Annotated in this window: 18 protein-coding genes; 6 read left to right on the forward strand and 12 right to left on the reverse strand. The window is 67.7% G+C overall.

The window, feature by feature from the left end; translation table 11 throughout:
* The first annotated feature begins 134 nt into the window (after nucleotides 1-134).
* Genes FB478_RS05105 through FB478_RS05115 form a run of 3 tightly spaced genes read left to right on the forward strand, consistent with a single transcriptional unit; the run spans nucleotide 135 to nucleotide 4857 of the window.
* Nucleotides 135-1187, forward strand: a complete 1053-nt coding sequence (locus tag FB478_RS05105; RefSeq protein WP_056387874.1) for a 3-oxoacyl-ACP synthase III — start codon at nucleotides 135-137, stop codon at nucleotides 1185-1187.
* Nucleotides 1181-3889, forward strand: coding sequence for an alpha/beta fold hydrolase (locus FB478_RS05110; RefSeq protein ID WP_144599840.1), 2709 nt, complete (start codon nucleotides 1181-1183; stop codon nucleotides 3887-3889). Before FB478_RS05105 ends, FB478_RS05110 begins: the two co-directional genes overlap by 7 nt.
* Nucleotides 3886-4857, forward strand: a complete 972-nt coding sequence (locus FB478_RS05115) for an NAD(P)-dependent oxidoreductase (RefSeq protein WP_056388168.1) — start codon at nucleotides 3886-3888, stop codon at nucleotides 4855-4857. Before FB478_RS05110 ends, FB478_RS05115 begins: the two co-directional genes overlap by 4 nt.
* Nucleotides 4858-4881: 24 nt before the next feature.
* Here FB478_RS05115 and mutM read toward each other — a convergent pair whose 3' ends face one another.
* From mutM to coaD, 5 genes are all read right to left on the reverse strand, one after another.
* Complete coding sequence (gene mutM / locus FB478_RS05120) at nucleotides 4882-5850, reverse strand: bifunctional DNA-formamidopyrimidine glycosylase/DNA-(apurinic or apyrimidinic site) lyase (protein WP_144599841.1); 969 nt, start codon at nucleotides 5848-5850, stop codon at nucleotides 4882-4884.
* Nucleotides 5851-5856: 6 nt separating this feature from the next.
* The gene (gene rnc / locus FB478_RS05125; RefSeq protein WP_056387882.1) at nucleotides 5857-6585 is read right to left on the reverse strand and encodes a ribonuclease III; all 729 of its coding nucleotides are present in this window, start codon (nucleotides 6583-6585) and stop codon (nucleotides 5857-5859) included.
* 20 nt (nucleotides 6586-6605) lie between these two features.
* Complete coding sequence (gene rpmF, locus FB478_RS05130; RefSeq protein WP_009356569.1) at nucleotides 6606-6809, reverse strand: 50S ribosomal protein L32; 204 nt, start codon at nucleotides 6807-6809, stop codon at nucleotides 6606-6608.
* Nucleotides 6810-6845: 36 nt separating this feature from the next.
* Nucleotides 6846-7370 carry a DUF177 domain-containing protein gene (locus tag FB478_RS05135; RefSeq protein WP_082581631.1) on the reverse strand — a complete coding sequence of 175 codons (525 nt, stop codon included), beginning with the start codon at nucleotides 7368-7370 and terminating at the stop codon, nucleotides 6846-6848.
* Nucleotides 7371-7492: 122 nt separating this feature from the next.
* A complete protein-coding gene (coaD, locus tag FB478_RS05140) occupies nucleotides 7493-7993 on the reverse strand; it encodes a pantetheine-phosphate adenylyltransferase (protein WP_056387888.1) in 501 nt (166 codons plus the stop codon).
* A 43-nt stretch (nucleotides 7994-8036) separates the two neighbouring features.
* Here coaD and FB478_RS05145 point away from each other — a divergent pair, with 43 nt between their 5' ends.
* The gene (locus FB478_RS05145; RefSeq protein ID WP_186447729.1) at nucleotides 8037-9266 is read left to right on the forward strand and encodes an aminotransferase class I/II-fold pyridoxal phosphate-dependent enzyme; all 1230 of its coding nucleotides are present in this window, start codon (nucleotides 8037-8039) and stop codon (nucleotides 9264-9266) included.
* A complete protein-coding gene (locus tag FB478_RS05150; RefSeq protein ID WP_186447730.1) occupies nucleotides 9266-10054 on the forward strand; it encodes a spermidine synthase in 789 nt (262 codons plus the stop codon). The genes FB478_RS05145 and FB478_RS05150 overlap by 1 nt, the downstream gene beginning before the upstream one ends.
* Nucleotides 10055-10067: 13 nt before the next feature.
* Here the strand turns inward: FB478_RS05150 and rsmD are convergent, their stop codons facing one another.
* From rsmD to thiL, 4 genes are read right to left on the reverse strand one after another with little or no spacing between them, the layout of a single operon-like run.
* The gene (rsmD, locus tag FB478_RS05155; protein WP_056388174.1) at nucleotides 10068-10697 is read right to left on the reverse strand and encodes a 16S rRNA (guanine(966)-N(2))-methyltransferase RsmD; all 630 of its coding nucleotides are present in this window, start codon (nucleotides 10695-10697) and stop codon (nucleotides 10068-10070) included.
* Between the two features lie 42 nt (nucleotides 10698-10739).
* Nucleotides 10740-13010, reverse strand: a complete 2271-nt coding sequence (locus tag FB478_RS05160) for an ATP-dependent DNA helicase RecG (RefSeq protein ID WP_018768310.1) — start codon at nucleotides 13008-13010, stop codon at nucleotides 10740-10742.
* A complete protein-coding gene (locus tag FB478_RS05165; RefSeq protein ID WP_134163917.1) occupies nucleotides 13000-13986 on the reverse strand; it encodes a DAK2 domain-containing protein in 987 nt (328 codons plus the stop codon). Before FB478_RS05165 ends, FB478_RS05160 begins: the two co-directional genes overlap by 11 nt.
* Before the next feature lie 22 nt (nucleotides 13987-14008).
* Nucleotides 14009-15055 carry a thiamine-phosphate kinase gene (thiL, locus tag FB478_RS05170; RefSeq protein ID WP_056387892.1) on the reverse strand — a complete coding sequence of 349 codons (1047 nt, stop codon included), beginning with the start codon at nucleotides 15053-15055 and terminating at the stop codon, nucleotides 14009-14011.
* 69 nt (nucleotides 15056-15124) lie between these two features.
* Between thiL and FB478_RS05175 the strand changes: the two genes are divergently transcribed.
* Nucleotides 15125-15628, forward strand: coding sequence for a DUF3515 domain-containing protein (locus tag FB478_RS05175; protein ID WP_018768313.1), 504 nt, complete (start codon nucleotides 15125-15127; stop codon nucleotides 15626-15628).
* A 42-nt stretch (nucleotides 15629-15670) separates the two neighbouring features.
* Here FB478_RS05175 and FB478_RS05180 read toward each other — a convergent pair whose 3' ends face one another.
* From FB478_RS05180 to FB478_RS05190, 3 genes are read right to left on the reverse strand one after another with little or no spacing between them, the layout of a single operon-like run.
* On the reverse strand, nucleotides 15671-16819 hold the full coding sequence (locus FB478_RS05180; RefSeq protein WP_056387895.1) for a D-alanine--D-alanine ligase family protein: 1149 nt from the start codon (nucleotides 16817-16819) through the stop codon (nucleotides 15671-15673).
* Between the two features lie 2 nt (nucleotides 16820-16821).
* Nucleotides 16822-17871, reverse strand: a complete 1050-nt coding sequence (locus FB478_RS05185) for an NAD(P)H-dependent glycerol-3-phosphate dehydrogenase (protein WP_056387897.1) — start codon at nucleotides 17869-17871, stop codon at nucleotides 16822-16824.
* Nucleotides 17868-18635 carry a 1-acyl-sn-glycerol-3-phosphate acyltransferase gene (locus FB478_RS05190; protein ID WP_144599842.1) on the reverse strand — a complete coding sequence of 256 codons (768 nt, stop codon included), beginning with the start codon at nucleotides 18633-18635 and terminating at the stop codon, nucleotides 17868-17870. Before FB478_RS05190 ends, FB478_RS05185 begins: the two co-directional genes overlap by 4 nt.
* Nucleotides 18636-18644 lie beyond the last annotated feature (9 nt).

Below are 18644 nucleotides of genomic sequence, written 5' to 3' on the forward strand. Positions count from 1 at the left end.
GCAGGACCGACAATTCCCGGCAGCAGCACCCGGAAGCCGGGGCCGGCGCCACGGCCGGATATGCCGGTTCCGGCCCGGCAAAGGCATAGTTAAGCTCTTGAGCCTGCGTTTATGTGGGTACAGTCACCGCATGAATGCGCGACGGAAACGAAGAGGGGCTTGAATTGGCAGGTAATGCAACCTTCCGCCACAGCAACACCGCGCTGCTCTCGGTGAGCAGCGTCGAGGCTCCAAGGATCGTAAGCTCCACGGACTTCGACCGCCACCTGGCGCACACCCTGAAGCGGCTGAAGTTTCCACCCCGGCTGCTTGAGCGCGTTGCGGGCATTACGCACCGCCGCTGGTGGGCCCCCGGAACATCGTTCGACGACGCCGCGGTGGAAGCCGGAGCCAAGGCCCTGGCCGAGGCAGGCATCGAAGCCTCCGACGTCGGACTGCTGATCAACACCTCGGTCACGCGCCGCAACCTCGAACCGTCCGTGGCGGTGAAGATCCACCACGGCCTGAGCCTGCCGTCGTCGGCCATGAACTTCGACCTCGCCAACGCATGCCTCGGGTTCGTGAACGCCCTGACCCTGGCAGCGAACATGATCGATTCGGGGCAGATCAGGTACGCCGTCATCGTCAATGGCGAGGACGCCCAGCTGACGCAGGAGGCCACCCTCGCCCGGCTCCAGCGGCCGGAAACCACCCGCGACGACTTCAACCGCGAGTTCGCCACGCTGACGTTGGGATCCGGGGCCGCAGCGGCTGTCCTGGGACCGGCCGATGAGCACCCCGGGGCCCACCGCGTGGTGGGCGGCGTGATGCGTGCCGGCACCGAGCACCATGAATTGTGCGTGGGCGGCATCGACGGCATGAGCACGGACACGAAAGGACTGCTCGACGGCGGCCTCCAGCTGGTCGTGGACGCGTGGCATGAAGCGCAGCCCGAGTGGGACTGGGCGGCCATGGACCGCTACGTCACGCACCAGGTCAGCAACGCCTATACACAGGCCATCATTGACGCCATTGACCTCGACCCCGACAAGGTGCCCATCACGTTCCCGCACTGGGGCAATGTTGGGCCCGCCTCGCTGCCCATGACGCTTGCGGCCGAGTCGCAGTCCCTGGATACCGGGGACCGCGTCCTGTGCATGGGCGTGGGTTCCGGCCTGAACACCGCAATGCTGGAAATCGTTTGGTGATCGCGGACTGGCCGGGCGTGGCCGCCGGGTGGTCGCGCCAGATTGATGTCCCTTCCACAGCCGGCGTCGACGCGCCGGGCACGGTGCGCCGCTGGCACCTGCTGGACAACGGCGCAGAACTCGCCGGCCGTGGCCTGGTTCCCGCCGGGACCCTGCTGTGCGTGCACGGCAACCCCACCTGGTCCTACCTGTGGCGGAGCCTGCTGGCCGCCGGATGCGACCCCGCGCATCCGTGGCGGGTGGTGGCGGTTGACCAGCTGGACATGGGATTCTCCGAACGCACGGGCACCTTCCGCCGGCTGGCAGACAGGATCCAGGACCTGAACGACCTGACGGACGCGGTGGCCTTGGAGGGACCGGTCGTCTCGGTGGGGCATGACTGGGGCGGAGTGGTCAGCCTGGGCTGGGCGCTGGCCCACCAGCACCAGTTGGCCGGCGTGGTACTGACCAACACGGCCGTTCACCAGCCTGCAGGCTCGTCCATTCCCCCGGCCTTGCGCCTTGCCCTGCACCCTGCCGTGCACACATGGGGAACCACCACATCCGACTCCTTCCTGCGGGTGACGCATTCGCTGGCGCACCCGCCGCTGCCCGCGGATGTCCGGAAGGCGTATATGGCCCCCTACCGCGGAGCCGAGCGGCGGGCCGGCGTGGGAAACTTTGTTGCCGACATTCCCGTGGACGCCTGGCATCCCAGCTTTTCTGCGCTCAGCGGCGTGGCGGAAGGCCTCCGGAACCTGAAGGTCCCTGCCCTGATGCTGTGGGGTCCGCGCGACCCGATCTTTTCCGACCGCTACCTCAAGGACCTCATCACCCGCCTCCCGCATGCTGACGTGCACCGCTACGAGGGCGCAGGACACCTGCTCGTGGAGGACCGCGACATCGCCCCGGCGGTTTTCGACTGGCTGGCCGGGCGCGTCAGCGGCGGCGGCAACGGTTCGCCCGCGGTGGGGAACGCCGCTTCCCAGCCACCGGCCCGCGCAGGTTTCCAGCCACTGTGGACGCTCCTCGCCGAACAGGCGGCAGGACCCGCCGGAGGTAAGCCGGCCGTCGTCGAAATGGCTGCGGACGGCACCGTGGCCCGTTCCCTCACGTGGCAGCAGCTGGACTCTGACGTCCACCGCCTGGCCACCGGCCTGCACCTGGCAGGCGTAAGGCCGGGCAGCCGGGTGAGCCTCATGGTCCCGCCCGGGGTGGACCTGACCGTGGCCCTGTATGCCTGCCTGCGGCTGGGAGCCGTAGTGGTGGTGGCCGATGCCGGACTCGGAACGAAGGGACTGAACCGGGCGGTCAAGGGGGCTACTCCCGACTTCCTGATCGGCATCGACAGGGCGCTGGCAGCTGCCCGCGCCCTGGGATGGGCGGCCAGGCGCATCAGCGTACGCGACCTCCCGGCCGCCCGCCGCCGGATTCTCGGAGTGGAAACCTCCCTGGCCGCACTAACAACGGCGGGTAGGGTGCGCTCCGCCGGGCCTGGCGACGGCAACGGCAACGGCAACGGCAACGGCAACGGCACATACTGGCCGGACCCGGACTCCCCCGCCGCCGTGCTCTTCACCTCCGGCTCCACCGGTCCGGCCAAGGGCGTGCTGTACACGCACCGGCAACTCGCCGCGATGCGGGACACCGTGGCCGAAACCTTCGGGATCCATCCGGGCCAGCGGCTGGTGGCGGGTTTCGCGCCCTTCGCCCTGCTCGGACCGGCACTGGGAACCGTGTCCGTGACGCCGGCGATGGATGTCACCGCGCCACGAACCCTGACCGCGCGGGCCCTCGCGGACGCCGCAGCGGCCATCGACGCCACCGTGGTCTTCGCCTCGCCGGCTGCCCTGCGCAACGTCGTCGCCACCAGCGGCGGACTCAGTGCGGAGGGCACCGCAGCGCTGAAACGGGTTGAACTGCTGCTCTCCGCAGGCGCCCCCGTTCCCGAACCGCTCCTTGCGGAGATGCAGCGGCTCCTGCCGGGTGCCTCCCTGCACACGCCCTACGGAATGACGGAAGCGCTCCCCGTCACCGACATCAGCCTCGAACAAATCAGGGCCGCGGCTTTCGACGCCGGATCCGGAACAAAGCCCGGCGCCGGCAACGGTGTCTGCGTGGGCCGGCCCGTCCACGGCGCCCGGGTGGCCGTCATCCCCCTGGCGGCAGACGGCACAGCCCCCGGTTCAACTCCTGTCACGGACGCGGGAATCACAGGAGAAATCCTGGTCAGTGCGCCGCACGTCAAGGATATGTACGACCGGCTCTGGCTGACCCAGGAAGCCAGCACCGGCGTGGCCGGATGGCACCGCACCGGCGACGTCGGCCACTTCGACTCCGACGGCCGGTTGTGGGTGGAAGGCCGGCTTGCGCACGTCGTCACCGCGCCCGGTTCGGTGGTGACACCGGTCGGCGCCGAACAGGCCATCGAACGCGTGGCCGGCATCCGGATGGCCGCGATTGTTGGCGTGGGGCCGGCGGGGACGCAGGCCGTCACCGCCGTGGTCGAGACGGTCCCGCCCGTCCGGAAAGCCGGGCCTGCCGGTCCGGAACTGGCTGGAAAGGTCCGGGAAGCCGCGCGCACGGCGGGCATTTCCGTGGCCGCCGTGCTGGTGGTCCCCGCGCAGCCTACCGATATCCGCCACAACGCAAAGATCGACCGGACGCGCCTGTCCCGGTGGGCTGCCTCCGTCCTGGCCGGCGGACGCGCGGGGACGCCATGAAAGTCCTCGTTACCGGTGCAAGCGGACTCCTGGGCCGCGGAGTCGCCGGACAACTGGTGCACCGGGGCCATGACGTCACCACCTTCCAGCGGCGTCCCTCAGGGGTCGACGGCGCCACGGACCACCGCGGATCCCTCACCGATGACGCCGCGGTCAGCGATGCCGTCCGGGGTGCCGAGGCAGTCATCCACCTGGCGGCCAAGGTCTCCTTCACCGGCCGTGCCGCACAGTTCGACGAAGTAAACGTCCACGGCACCCGGCGGCTGCTCCTCGCCGCCCGCGCGGCCGGCGTGCGGAACCTAATCTTCGTGTCCTCGCCGTCAGTGGCCAATTCCGGCGCCGCCATTGCGGGCCTGGGGGCAGAGCCCGCGGACCCGGAGCATGCCCACGGGGACTACTCCCGCACCAAGGCCCAGGCGGAACTGCTGGCCCTTGCCGCGGACGCCCCGGACTTCCGCGTTGCTGCCGTTCGGCCGCACGTGGTCTGGGGACCCGGGGACACGCAGCTGGTGGAACGGGTGCTGGCGCGGGCTGCCCGGCACCGGCTGCCGCTGCTGGATGCGGGCGCCGCCCTGATCGATACCACGTACGTGGACAACGCCGCGTCGGCGATTGTTGCCGCGCTGGAGCGCATCAGCCACATCCATGGCAGGGCGCTGGTTGTCAGCAACGGGGAGCCACGGCCGGTGGGCGAACTGATTGCCGGCATCTGCGCCGCCGGTGGCGTGCCTGCCCCGTCGTGGTCCGTCCCGGGGCGGTTTGCCAGGGCGGCGGGGTCCGTAGTGGAAAAACTGTGGCTGAGGCTTGGAATGCAGGACGAACCGCCCATGACGAAATTCCTCGCTGAGCAGCTGTCCACCGCCCACTGGTTCGACCAGCGCGAAACCCGGGAACTCCTCGACTGGACTCCGGCCGTCCCGATCGACGAAGGCCTGGCGCGGCTGGCAGCACACTATGGCACCCGCTGAGCCCATCGCCTGGGCGGCCCGGTGCTACCAGCGGCCGTTGCGTGGCCGCGGCTGGCACACGGGGCAGGTGTGGGACGAACGGTTCATGAACTGCTCGCGGCGGATGACCGCCTGGATTCCTGCGGCCGCGCACCTTTTGCACGGCTCACCCTGGCGGCCGTACGCGTTGAGGGACCGGTCGAAGTAGCCTGAGGCGCCGTTGACGTTGACGTACAGGGAATCGAAGCTGGTTCCTCCTGCGGCCAGGGCATCGAGCATGACCTCGCGGGCGCTGTCGAGGACACGCCGGGCGTCCCCCCGGCGCAGGGTATCGGTGGGCCGGGCGTAATGCAGCCGGGCCCGCCACAGCGCTTCGTCGGCATAGATGTTCCCGATACCGGAGACCAGGCCCTGGTCCAGCAGTGCCCGCTTCAGGCCGGTCCGGCGCTTCCGAAGCCGCTGGTAGAAGAGGTCGAAGGAGAACGAAGGGTCCAGTGGATCGCGCGCAATGTGCGCGGCTTCGGCGGCGATCAGGGGAAGGGGGGATTCCGCGAGGCCGCCCGGGCCGCCGTCGTCCGTGGGTACCAGTGCGGTGACAAAAAGGCCTCCGAAGATCCGCTGGTCCACGAACCGCAGCTGGTCCGGCATGCCGTCGCGGGGACTGAGCCGGAAACGGACCTTGAGGTGCCTTTCATCGGGAACGCCGGGGCCCTGCATCAGCAGCTGCCCGCTCATGCCCAGATGCGCCATGAGTGCCACCGCGGGAACGCGGGTGTCCTCCCCGGCGTTCGGCAGCGCAGCGGTGCCGTCCAGCAGCGGCATCCAGAGGAACTTGCCGCGCCGCACGACGTCGGCCACCGTGGCGCCTTCGAGGTTGCCGATGAAGTCCCCTGCCCCGAGGGCGTGGCGCCGGATGGAGCGGGGATCGATGACGTCCACGGCGCGGATGGTCCTGCCGCGGACCCAGTTCACCAGGCCGCGGCGCACCACTTCGACCTCTGGCAATTCAGGCACGGAGCGCTACTTGGCGGCTATGGAGCCTGCGGAGGTGCTGGGGTCAGCCTGGGCCCCGGCTCCGGAGAGCACCCGCCAGGCGTCTTCCGCTGCCTCCTGTTCGGCTTCCTTCTTGGAATGGCCGGAGCCCTTGCCGTAGGCCTTGCCGCCAATGTTCAGCACCGCCGTGAAGGTGCGGGCGTGGTCCGGGCCGGAGCCGTCCACTGCATAGTGGATGCTGCCCAGCTGCCGGCTGGCGGCGAGTTCCTGGATGCTGGTCTTCCAGTCGGTGCCGGCGCCCAGGACTGCGGCGTCCTTCAGCAGCGGACCGACCAGCCGCATGACCAGCTGGCGCGCGGTCTCGATGTCGTTGGAAACGTACGTTGCCCCGATCAGGGCCTCCATGGTGTCCGCGAGGATGGAGGCCTTGTTCTTGCCGTGGGTGAGCTTTTCGCCCTGCCCGAGGTAGATATACTCACCGATGCCAAGGCTGCGGCCGATCCCGGCGAGGGCCCGGGTACTGACGACGGCGGACCGGCGCTTGGCGAGTTCGCCTTCGGGCAGGTCCGGGTTGTCCCGGTAGAGGGCATCGGTGACGGAGAATCCCAAAATGGAGTCGCCCAGGAACTCGAGCCGCTCGTTGGTGGGTATGCCGCCGTTCTCGTATGCGTACGAACGGTGGGTAAGCGCAAGACGAAGCGTCCCGGCGTCAATAGTGACACCGAGACGCTTCAGAAGCTCTTCAGTTGAAGACATCAGTCAGCCTGTTGGGCCGATTAGACGTCAGCGACCTTGCGGCCCTTGTACTCAAGGAACAGCGCGGTGCCGGCAGAGTCGGTAACGACCTTTGCCTGGTGCGGCAGGCTGTAGGTGACCTGGCCGTTCTCAACGGTCTTCACCAGGTGGGGGGCGGTCGCCTTCCACTGCGAGCGGCGGGCGCGGGTATTCGAGCGAGACATTTTCCGCTTGGGAACAGCCACGGCTAACTCATTTCTCTCTAGACAAACACGTACAAATCAATTTTGCCGGTCAGGCTTAGCCATATCAGCTAGGGCAGCCCAGCGAGGATCCAGGACCTCGTGGTGGTGCCCCGGCTCGTCTTCCAGGCGAGCTCCGCATTCGGAGCAAAGGCCCTGGCAGTCTTCCCGGCACACCGGCTGGAACGGCAGATTGGTGACAACCGCGTCCCGCAACACCGGTTCAAGATCGATTACATCGTGCTCGACTCGACGTTGCTCTTCATCATCTTCTCCATCCGAAAGCTGAATGCCCTCGTAGAAGAAAAGTTCTTGCACATTGACCTCAAGGTCATACGCAAGGGGATCCAGGCATCGGCCGCACTCGCCAGTAACTTCGGCAACCACGGTTCCTGATACCAGAATTCCTTCGTGTACGGCCTCCAGCCTCAGATCCAGCTCGACATCCGAGCCTTCCTGAACACCAATGAGCGCCACACCAAGATCACCCGGTGCGGGTACATGTTCCTTCAGTGTCCGCATGCTTCCCGGGCTGCGCCCGAGGTCCTTGACGTCGAACGCCAAGGGCGAACCAGCATCTCTGTTAATGAGAACTCCTGTTGAACATATGACCGACGTACCATCTTAGCCTGAAGAGCCGCAGCGACTCAAACCGGCACGAGGAAGCGCCGAAGTACCGATCCAGCCTACCGCTTTGGCTGCTGATCCGCCGAAGGCTCGCCGGAAACCATGCGGCGGTGCACCGAGCGGGGCACGTAGTCGGACACGCTGCCGCCCAGGGACGACACCTCTTTGATCAGGGTGGAGGACAAATGGACGTAGCTGGCCTCTGCCGGGAGGAACACTGTCTCCACCCCGCTCAGCTGCCGGTTCATGGTGGCCATGGGCAGCTCGTAGTCAAAGTCCGACGAGGACCGGAGCCCCTTGACGATGGCCGACACGCCCCGCTGGCGGCAGTACTCCGCCAGGAGCCCCTCGCCCACCGGTTCCACCACGATGCCCCTGAGCAGTGCCAGCGTTTCGCGCGCCATTTCCAGCCGCTCTTCCAGGCTGAACATGTACTTCTTGGCGTAGTTGGTGGAAATGGCCACGATGACCTCGTCGAAAAGACCGGCAGCCCGTGCGATGACTTCGAGATGGCCGTTGTGGATGGGGTCGAAGGATCCGGGGCACACAGCGCGTCTCATGCTCCGAACCTACCCCATGGAAAGGCCGGGATACCATGACTGGATGCATCCACCACGGGAACTTTCCACCCCCTTGGCACCTGCGCCCTGGCAGCGTACGGCGCTCGGTGCCAACCTCCTGGCGCCCGACGGCGGGCTGGGTGTCACCATCTTTGAAGAGATGACCACCCTGGCCGTCCAGACCGGGGCCATCAACCTGGGCCAGGGCTTCCCCGATGAGGACGGGCCTGCCGAAATCCGGGAGGCAGCCCGGGCAGCCATCGCAGCGGGGGCCAACCAGTACGCGCCCGGCAAGGGCCTGCCCGAACTCCGCCAGGCGGTGGCCGCACACCAGGAACGGTTCTACGGGCTTGCGCCGGACCCGGCAACCGAAGTCATCATCACCACCGGAGCCACCGAAGGCATCGCCGCGGCCCTCCTGGCCTTTGCCGGACCCGGCGACGAGGTCCTGACGTTCGAGCCTTTCTATGACTCCTACGGCGCGGTCATTGGGCTTTCCGGCGCCTCCCACGTCACGGTGCCGCTCGCTGCCCCGGACTTCATGCCGGACATGGCGGCCCTGGAGGCAGCGTTCAACGGGCGGACCCGCGTGGTACTGCTGAACAACCCGCACAATCCCACCGGCGCCGTTTTTCCGCCGGCCGTCCTGCAGCGCGTGGTGGAGCTCGCGGAGAAGCACGGCAGCATTGTCATCACGGATGAGGTGTATGAGCACCTCACCTTCGGCGTGGCCCATACCCCCGTTGCCACCCTTCCAGGGGCCGCCGCCCGCACCATCACCATTTCCTCTGCCGGAAAGACCTTTTCCCTGACCGGCTGGAAGATCGGCTGGCTGAGCGGGCCCGAAGAGTTGGTCTCCGCCGTCCGCACGGTCAAGCAATTCCTTACCTACAGCTCAGGCACTCCCTTCCAGGCCGCGATCGCCAAGGGGCTGGCCCTGCCGGACAGTTTCTACACGGGCATCGCCGCCGCCCTTGAGACGAAACGTGACATCCTCAGCGCCGGACTTCGGGCGGCGGGCTTTGACGTTTTCACACCACAGGGAACCTACTTCGTCAATGTGGATACGGCTCCGCTGGGCATCACCGATGCCCTGGACCTCGCACGCCGCCTGCCGGCACTGGTGGGCGTCGCAGCCATTCCCGTTCCGGTCTTCTGCCATGCGGAAGGCGCGAAGCGGATGCGAAGCCTGCTCCGGTTCGCGTTCTGCAAAAAGACAGAAGTCCTGGAGGAGGCTGCGGCGCGGCTGTCCACCCTGCGCGGAAGGCTCTGATGTCCGGCGGCAGCGGCGTGCACGCCAGCCGCTTCCTGCGGACCACCGGCCGGCATGCCACCATCGAACCCGATGCGTTCACTGACGGGGGCTATGTACTGAGCATCGGCGGCTCCGAACAATCCCACGTCAACCTCGACCGGCCGGAGGACATCTTCTACGAATACCTCCGCAGGATCGGGCACCTGGTGGATCTGGCCGCCCCTCCCGGCGAGCCGATCAGCGCCCTCCACCTGGGGGCAGGGGCGCTGACGCTTGCGCGCTACATCCAGGCCACCCGCGCCGGTTCGCTCCAGTACGCGGTCGAGCTGGAACGTGAGCTGCTCGACTTTGTCCTTCGGCACCTTCCCATGCCCGACGGGACAGACCTGACCACCGTCATCGGCGACGCCCGCGAGGCGCTCGGTGCCCTCGATCCGGGACTCACGTTCGACGTCGTAATCCTGGACATCATTTCCGGCCCGGAAGCGCCGGCCCACATCGCCACCAGCGGTTTCTACCGCGAAGCCAGGGAGCGTCTGCGCCCGGACGGCCTGCTGATCGTCAACGTGGGCGACGAGGCGGCCCTCACACTGGTCCGGAGCCAGGTGGCGGCGATGCGCGCGGCAATGGCGGATGTGGGTGCCTTTGCGGAAGCGGGCATGTTCGAGGGCAGGTACCCGGGCAACATCATCCTGGCAGGCACACAGGGCCCCTGGCCGGAATCGTGGACAGCTGAGCTGACCGCCCGGGGGCCCCACCCTGCCCGTGTCCTGGCGGGAGTGGATCTGGACCCCTTCTCGGGCTGAGCGCCTTGGCGGGCTAGGTGCCCTGGGTGTCAGGTCCGGCAACATCGGCCAGGTCATCCGGAGCGATGGCGTCGGGCACGAACGGCTCGGCGAACCACAGCCGGGTTTCCCCGTACTTCTTTTCGGCGAACCTCGTCATCCCGTCCGGCCACTGCGGTTCCGGGGAGCGGGACGAGCGTTCCACCACCACAACGGCACCCGGGACCAGGTGCGCGGCGAGCTTCTGCAGCACCGCCGACAGTGCGGCTTCCTCCAACGGATACGGCGGATCCAGGAACACCAGGTCCCAGGCCGCAGATTCCGCGGCCCGGTCCAGGAAAGGTTCCACCCTGGAGCGGTGCACCGTGACGGCCTTTCGGCCCAGGACTCCGTTAATGAGGTCCGCGTTGCGCTGGCACACACCGCTGGCCTTGGCGTCGGATTCCACCAGGTCCACTGTCGCGGCTCCCCTGCTGGCGCTTTCCACCCCCAGGGAACCCGAACCCGCGTATAGATCAAGCACCCGCGCCCCGGAAATCACCTCGAAGGCGTCCAGGCGGGAGAACAGAGCTTCCTTCACCCGGTCTGTCGTAGGCCTGGTCAAGGACCCGGGAACCGCCGCCAACGGCGTTCCGCCACCAACGCCGGAGATAATCCTGGTCACCGTGCCCACCGCGATCCGCCGGCGCCCGCTCCGCTTTCTTTGCTAACCGCGTTCAAGGAACGCCTCCTTCTCAGGGTTGAGGTATTTCTCGATGGCGTCCGCGAGTTCCGGGTAGCCGGACAGCAACGGGTCGCCGCCTACGATCGCCTGGGCGTCCTCCCTGGCCCGGGCGATGACGTCTTCGTGTTCGAGCACCCGCAGCAGTTTCAATGTGGACCGTCCGCCGGACTGGGAAGCGCCCAGGATGTCGCCCTCGCGCCGCAGTTTGAGGTCTTCCTGGGAGAGCACAAACCCGTCGGTGGTGGCCGCCACGGCATCCAGCCGCCGCCGGCTTGGGTGGCCCGGTTCCAGGGCGGTGACCAGCAGGCAGGTTCCCGGCAGTCCGCCGCGGCCCACACGGCCGCGAAGCTGGTGCAACTGGGAGATGCCGAACCTGTCGGCGTCCAGGATGACCATCAGGGTGGCGTTGTGGACGTCCACCCCCACTTCGATCACGGTGGTGGAGACGAGCAGCTTGATGCGGTTGGCGGTGAACCCGGCCATGGTCTCCGTCTTCAGGTCGGGGTCCTGGCGTCCGTGTAGGGGAGCCAGCGGCACCCCTGCCAGCGAGGGCTCGCCCTGAAGATGGTCCACGACGGCGGTGACCGACGCGAGCTCCCGCGTCTCCTCTGTGTCCATGCCGGGAGGTGCCGCCTCCCCCGGGCTGAAGTCGCCGTCGTCGTCTGTTCCGATCTTGGGACAGACCACGTACACCTGGTGGCCGGCGTCGATCTCTTCCCGGGCACGTGCCCAGATCCGTGCCACCCAGCCGGGATTTTCCGCAAGGCCCACGAGGTAGGTGGTGATCGGGGCCCGGCCCTTTGGCAGTTCGTCGAGGGTGGAGGTCTCAAGGTCGCCAAACACGGTCATCGCTACGGTGCGGGGAATGGGCGTGGCGGTCATGACGAGCAGGTGCGGCGGTTTCCGGGCCTTCGCCCGCAGGGCATCGCGCTGTTCCACACCGAAGCGGTGCTGCTCGTCCACCACGATCAGGCCGAGGTCGTAGAAGGACACGTTGTCACTGAGGAGGGCGTGGGTGCCGATGATGATTCCTGCGGTCCCCGAGGCGGCGTCCAGCATGGCTTGTTTCCGTGCCGCAGTGGGCATGGACCCGGTCAGAAGCGTGACCTGCACGGACGGCCCGTTGCCCCCGGACGGCCCGCCGAGGAGTCCGTCGCTGGAGAGCACGCCCAGGGTGCGGCGGATGGAGTCGTAATGCTGGGCGGCGAGCACTTCGGTGGGCGCCAGAAGTGCGGCCTGGCCGCCGGCGTCGATCACCTGCAACATGGCCCGCAGCGCCACCACGGTTTTCCCTGAGCCCACTTCACCCTGCAGCAGCCGGTTCATGGGGGCTGCCTGCGCCAGTTCCGCGGCGAGGGTCTTGCCGACGGCGGCCTGGCCGGCTGTGAGCGTGAAGGGCAGGTCCTGGTCGAAGGCAGCCAGGAGACCGTCTGTGACAGGGCGCCGTGCGGTGGCTTCCTCGGCGGCGAGCTGGGCCCGGCGCCTGGCAAGCGCTGATTGCAGCACCAGGGCTTCCTGGTACCGGAACCGGTCCCGGGCGCGTTTCCAGTCGGCGGCGATTTCCGGCGCGTGGATGAGCCGGTACGCCTCCGCCACGGGCAGGAAGCCTTCCCTCGCGGCGACCGTAGGTGGAAGCGGATCCGGCAGCGCACCCAGGTCCACGGTTTCGAGCAGGGTGCCGATCACCTTCTGGATCCTCCAGCTGGGAAGCTTGGCTGTGGCGGGATACACGGGGATGGGCATCGCGGCGAGTTTCGCGGGGTCACCGGTGCCCTGCACGAAGGGGTCATCGTCCAGGAGCTGGAAGTCCGGGTTGGTGAGGCCCAGCTGGCCTTTGAAGCTGGTGACTTTTCCCGAGAACAGCGCCCGCCGTCCCTGCAGGAGCTCGGCTTTTGCCTTGTAGCCGTTGAAGAAGCTGATCTTGAGGGTCCCGGGCACTTTGCCGTGGTAGTCCCTGCCGCCCACCAGCCGGAGGCCCTGCTGCCCGTCGTCGTCGGAAACGATGACGTCCGTGATGGTCCCCCGCCGTGCCTGCATTGCCCGCGTGCTGCTGGACAGCACCCGGGCGATGAGGGTGACGTCCTCATTGAGCGGGAGCTCGCTGATGGGAGTCAGCTCACCGCGCATGAGGTAGCGGCGGGGAAAGTAATTGAGGAGGCCTTCGACAGTGGTGATGCCAAGGTGTTTTTCAATGACGGCCGCGGAGCGCTTTCCGATCCGGCGTTCCAGGGCGAGGTCCAGCTCAGCGTTCATGCCCGCCGGTGTTCACCTTTTCCGCATCCGGGTCCCGGGGAAGCGCCAACTCGCTGATGCTGATCTGGGACGGCTCCCCCAGCGACCTGATGATGTCCACGGCCGCGTCAGGTTCCGGAACGTGGACGTGGACCCGCCACCGGTAGTTGCCCTCGGGATCCGAGCCGTTGCCCACCTGGCTCATGATGACGGACTCGCCGATCTCGTCCAGCCGCTGCCGGAGGGTGGCGGCATTCAGGGGCGAAAGGTTGATGGTGCACATGACTTCCACGCCGTCGTCGTCCGGCATGGAAGTGTGGATGTGGGGGTCGGAGACGTCGTAGCCGTGCAGGCCATCGAGGAGTTCGCTCTGCAGTTCCTCGCCCAGGACGGCGGAGCGGAGGCAGTCGAGGATCAGCAGCATGCCCACGCCGCCCGCGTCCACCACATGGGCGGACTGCAGGGCATCGAGCTGCTCCTCGGTGTGGATCACGGCGGCCAGCGCACCCTCCACCGCCGCGTCCAGGGCCAGGCCCAGCGCATGGTTGCTGTCATCGCCGTCCTGGGCGGCGTCGACGGCGGCTGCCGCACGGGCTGCCGCTTCCATGACCGACAACATGGTTCCCGGAACTGGATCACTCAGTGCGGACCATGCGCGGATCTGGGCACGGTTCAGCGCTGCCGACAGGAGCGTGGAGGTCAACCGGGTATGGCCGGCAAGGGGTTCCGCGGCGGCGCAAAGAAACACGGAAAAAAGAGTTCCCGAGTTTCCCCTGGCTTCCTCCATGGCGGCCTGCCCGGCCGTGGCAAGGACTTCCCCGACGTCGACCGGGGCCGGCTGATCCTCGGCGAGCACCAGGGAGCGGGCGGCAGCGCGCACGGTGAGATAGAGGTTGGTGCCCGTGTCGCCGTCGGCCACCGGGAAGATGTTGATGGCGTTGAGCCGGTCGCTGTGGTTTCCCAGGGCAGTTTCAGCCTTGCCCAGCCACCTCTTCATCGCCAGCGCGTTGGCGGCAACCTTAGTGTGCAAAGTGATCCCATCCCCCGGTGTCCGCGGCCCGGCCCGCAATCAGGACGCCCGGGCCTTCGTCGGTACCGAGTGCATGTATCGAGCCTATCGCAGTGAATCCGGGTGGCAGCTGAACGCCCGCCGGGAATGTGGCCAGGAGCCCGTGGTCCTCTCCGCCGCCCAGCACCCATGCCGTGCCGTCCCCGCCCAGGCGGGCGGAGGCGGGGGCCAGGAGGCCCGCCAGTTGCGCCAGGCCGGCCGGATCGAGCGCGACGGCGACGTTGCTGGCGGCGGCCAGCCGCTTGCCGTCCCGCAGGAGTCCGTCCGAGATGTCCAGCATTGCCGTGGCACCCGCCGCCCGGGCTGCAGGCCCGGCATGCAGCGGCGGACGCGGCCGGCACTGCAGGTCCACGAAGGCGCGCTCGGCCGGGGTGAGGGTGTCCACGGCGATGTCCGATTCAAGCAGCGCCAGGCCTGCGGCGGCATGGCCTGCTGTTCCTGCCAGCGCCAGGATGTCCCCCGCCCGGGCGCCGGACCGCAGGACCGGCTGTCCGCCGTCGAGCGTCCCCAGCACCGCCACGGTTACCGAGATTTCGCGGCCCCGGCCCAGGTCCCCGCCGGCCACGGAGCAACGCGCGGCGCCAAGTTCACGGATTCCGGCTGTCAACCCGTCCGCCAGGTCCTCCACCCACCTCACGGGCGTGTCCACGGGGAGGGTGAGGCTGACCACCATGGATATTGCCTGTGCGCCCATGGCGTTGATGTCGCTGAGGTTTTGTGCCGCAGCCTTCCATCCGACGTCGAACCCGGTGGTGCGGTAGCCGTTGGGCCACAGGAGGCGGAAGTCCTGGTCCTGGACCTGGGTGTCGATGCTGATGACGGTTCTGCCGTCCGGGGCTGCGACGACGGCGGCGTCATCGCCGGGACCCAGCAACGTGCTGGCGGTGTGGCCCCCGGCCATCCGGAGGCGCGGAAAAATCCGGTCCAGCAGCTCGGCTTCGGAAAGGCCGGCGACGGTGGGCTGGCAGGCGACGCGGTTACGGAGGTCTTCAGGCACGCCACTACGCTACCGCGCCCGGCCGACATCGTGTCCGGGCGGGGACGACGGCGGCGATAGGCTGGGATCATGCACCATCCCCAGCTGCCCCTGTCCGCCCGTGCCGCCAGGATGGCGATGGTTGGGGGAATTGCCGCCCTTTCCTTGACCGCCTGCTCCCCCGCGGTGGACGTCACGCCCGCCAGGGACGCCGCCAATCCGCTGTGCGCACCGATGATGGTGGCCCTGCCGGACGCCATCGGCGATTCAAAGCTGCGGAAGACCAACAGCCAGGCCACCGCAGCCTGGGGCGACCCGTCGCTTGTCATCCTCCGCTGCGGCGTCAATGTGCCGGGCCCTACGACGGACCGCTGCGTGACCGTCAACGGCGTCGACTGGGTCATCAAGGAGGGCGACCCCGTGTGGACGCTGACCACCTACGGGCGGGAACCGGCCACGGAAATCCTGATGGACCCGGACAAAATCAGCTCCGCAACCGTACTCGCGGACCTGGCAGCAGCTGCCGAAAAGGTGCCGTCAGCACGGAACTGCGTGGGCCAGGAAGACCTGCAGAACCTGCCGAAGAGCCGGTAGGTCCAGGCGGGTGGGCCCACGCCGGGAGGGTTCCGGCGTGGATCAGCGAAGGCCGGTTTTGCGGTTCAGGGCCAGGTGGATGAGTTCGTCGATCAGGTCCGCGTAGCCCAGTCCGGACGCTGCCCACATCTGCGGGTACATGCTCTTGGGCGTGAAGCCGGGCATGGTGTTGATCTCGTTGATGATCAGTTCGCCCTCGGGGGTGTAGAAGAAATCCACGCGGCTCAGGCCCTCGGCGCCGACGGCGTCGAATGCGGCGGCCGCCAGCTCCCGGACCCGGGAGATCGCTTCCGCGGGGATGTCTGCGGGACAGCTCAGGGCTGCGGCATCATCCTCCACATACTTGGCGTTGAAGTCGTAGAACTCGTGCGTCCCCCCGGACACCGAGATTTCGCCCGGCATCGAGGTCCGGGGCGCATCGGTGCCCCTGCCTTCCAGGACAGCGCATTCGATTTCGCGGCCGACAATTCCGGCTTCAATGACCAGCTTGAGGTCGTGGCGGCGGGCCTCTTCGATCGCGGCGTCCAGGTCCTCAAGGGAATCAACCTTGGAGATGCCCATCGACGAGCCGGCACGGGCCGGCTTGACGAAGACGGGGAAACCGAGGCGGTCCACCTGCTTCCTGACGGATTCGGGATCCCGCTGCCACTGCCGGTCGGTCACAGCCACGTAGGGTCCCACGCGGAGTCCGGCGGCCTCGAAGACCACCTTCATGTAGTGCTTGTCCATGCCGACGGCCGATGCCAGGACTCCGGCGCCGACGTAGCGGGTGTCGGAAAGTTCAAGGAGCCCCTGGATGGTCCCGTCCTCGCCGAAGGGGCCGTGCAACAGCGGAAAGACCACGTCGACGGCGCCCAGTTCCTGCGGAACCTCGTTGGGGGACGCCACGATCAGCTGGTGTTCCCCGCCGATCTCAGCAAGCGTGACGGTCTGCGGGGAAGGTACTACCTCGGGGAGTGATGATGCGGCAAGCGACCACTGGGTGGTTTCGGCCGGGGCAAGAACCCACTGGCCGGTTTTGGCAATCCCGATGGGGATGACGTCGTACTTGTCCTTGTTGATCGCGCCCAGCACGCCTGCTGCGGTGACGCAGCTCACGGCGTGCTCGCTGGAGCGGCCGCCGAAAAGCACGGCGACCCGCGGCTTGCGGCTGGTGGCAGTTTCCCCTGTGTTGGGTGTGTCTTGGGACATGGTCAGTAATCGCCTTCAGGTTTCAATTCCCGGGACAGCAGAACCGGCCCCAGTTGGTCAACGGACAGCTTGCCCGCCAGCACCGCGACGACGGCGGCAGTGATGGGCATGTCGACGCCGAGCTTGCCGGCGAGTTCATGGACGGCCTGGCCGGATTTGATGCCTTCGGCGGTCTGGGTCATCTTTCGGCCCACCTCCTCCAGGGTCAGGCCCTGGCCCAGCAGCCTCCCGGCCGTGTGGTTCCGGGACAGCGCGGACGAACAGGTTGCCACAAGGTCGCCCAGCCCGGCGAGCCCGGCCATGGTCTTGGCCTCGCCGCCCAGCGCCAAGGCGAGGCGGGACGTTTCCGCGAGTCCCCGGGTAATCACCGAGGCCTTGGTGTTGTCCCCCATCTGCTTGCCCTCACAGATGCCTACTGCCAGCGCAATCACGTTCTTGACGATGCCGCCGATTTCGACGCCGACCACATCGGCCGTGGTGTAGGGCCGGAAGTAGGGGGCGGTGCAGGTCCGGGCGAGCCAGCCTGCAGTGGCGGAGTCAGCGCATGCCACGACTGATGCCGTAGGCTCTTCCCGCGCAATTTCCATGGCGAGGTTGGGTCCCGAGACAACTGCGATGCGTTCCAGCGGCAGGCCCAGTTCCTGTGCGATGACCTCGCTCATCCGCGCGTCCGTGCCCAGCTCCAGCCCCTTCATCAGGGAGACCACAACAGCTCCGGGAGCGATCATGTCCTTCCATTCGCGCAGCTGCGGGCGCAGCGACTGGGCCGGAACCGCCAGCACCACCAGGTCGGCTCCCGCCAGGACTCCGCGGACGTCTGTGGACGCCGTGATGCTCTCCGGCAGGACGATGTCCTTGAGGTACTCACTGTTGCGGTGGCAGTTGTTGATCTCTTCGACCACCCCGGCGCGCCTGCCCCAAAGCCTGATGACGCGCGGCGTTCCGGCGGCAATCGCAGCGTCCGCGAGGATCTTCGCGAAGGTTGTCCCCCACGATCCCGCACCCAGGACGGCTACCGTGCCCGCCGCCCCCGGCTTTCCGTCAGCGGTCACGGAGCTTCCGTTCCTGATTCGGGCTCGCCGCGGTCAACGAACCGTCCGTGCTTGGCCTGCGGCCGCTTGGCCGGGTCCCAGCGTTCGGCGGGAGGCTGCTCGCCGCGCAGGCCTGCCAGCAAAGCCGTGATCGCGTCCATGATCACTTCCGTCGCCTCCGTCAGGGTGGCCTTGTCCAGCGGGCGGCCGCGGAACGCACTCAGGTCCACCGGTTCGCCCACGACGACGCGTGAGTGCTTCCGGGGGAACACGTGGAACCGCTTGCCGTACCTGGGGAACACCTCGTGCGCGCCCCAGTGGGCAATGGGCACCACCGGAATATCGCCTTCGAGGGCCAGCCTTGCCGCGCCGGTATGCCCCTTCATCGGCCAAAGCCCGGGATCGCGTGTCAGCGTTCCCTCCGGGTAAATGATGATCGCCCCGCCCTCAGCCACAATCTCCTGGGCCACTTGCAGCGATCGGTTCGCTCCCGCCGTCGAGCGCTCCACCGGCACCTGCTTGGTGGCGCGCAGGAGCGCACCCAGGCCGGGAACCTTGAACAGCGCGGCCTTGGCCAGGAAGTGCGGGGCACGCTTCTGGTTGTAGAGCATGTGCCCCACAACAAGGGGGTCGATCTCCGTGCAGTGGTTGGGGGCTGCGATGAAGCCGCCGGCGGGAAGCTTTTCGGTGCCTTCCCACGTCTTGGACATCATCAGGTTCAGCAGCGGCCGGGCGATGCTGGCAATGAAAACAAATGTGGCCTTGCTTTTGGTCGATTCCTTCACGGTGCCGCG

It is taken from the genome of Arthrobacter sp. AG367 (assembly GCF_007828995.1).
In the GTDB taxonomy this organism is placed as follows: domain Bacteria; phylum Actinomycetota; class Actinomycetes; order Actinomycetales; family Micrococcaceae; genus Arthrobacter.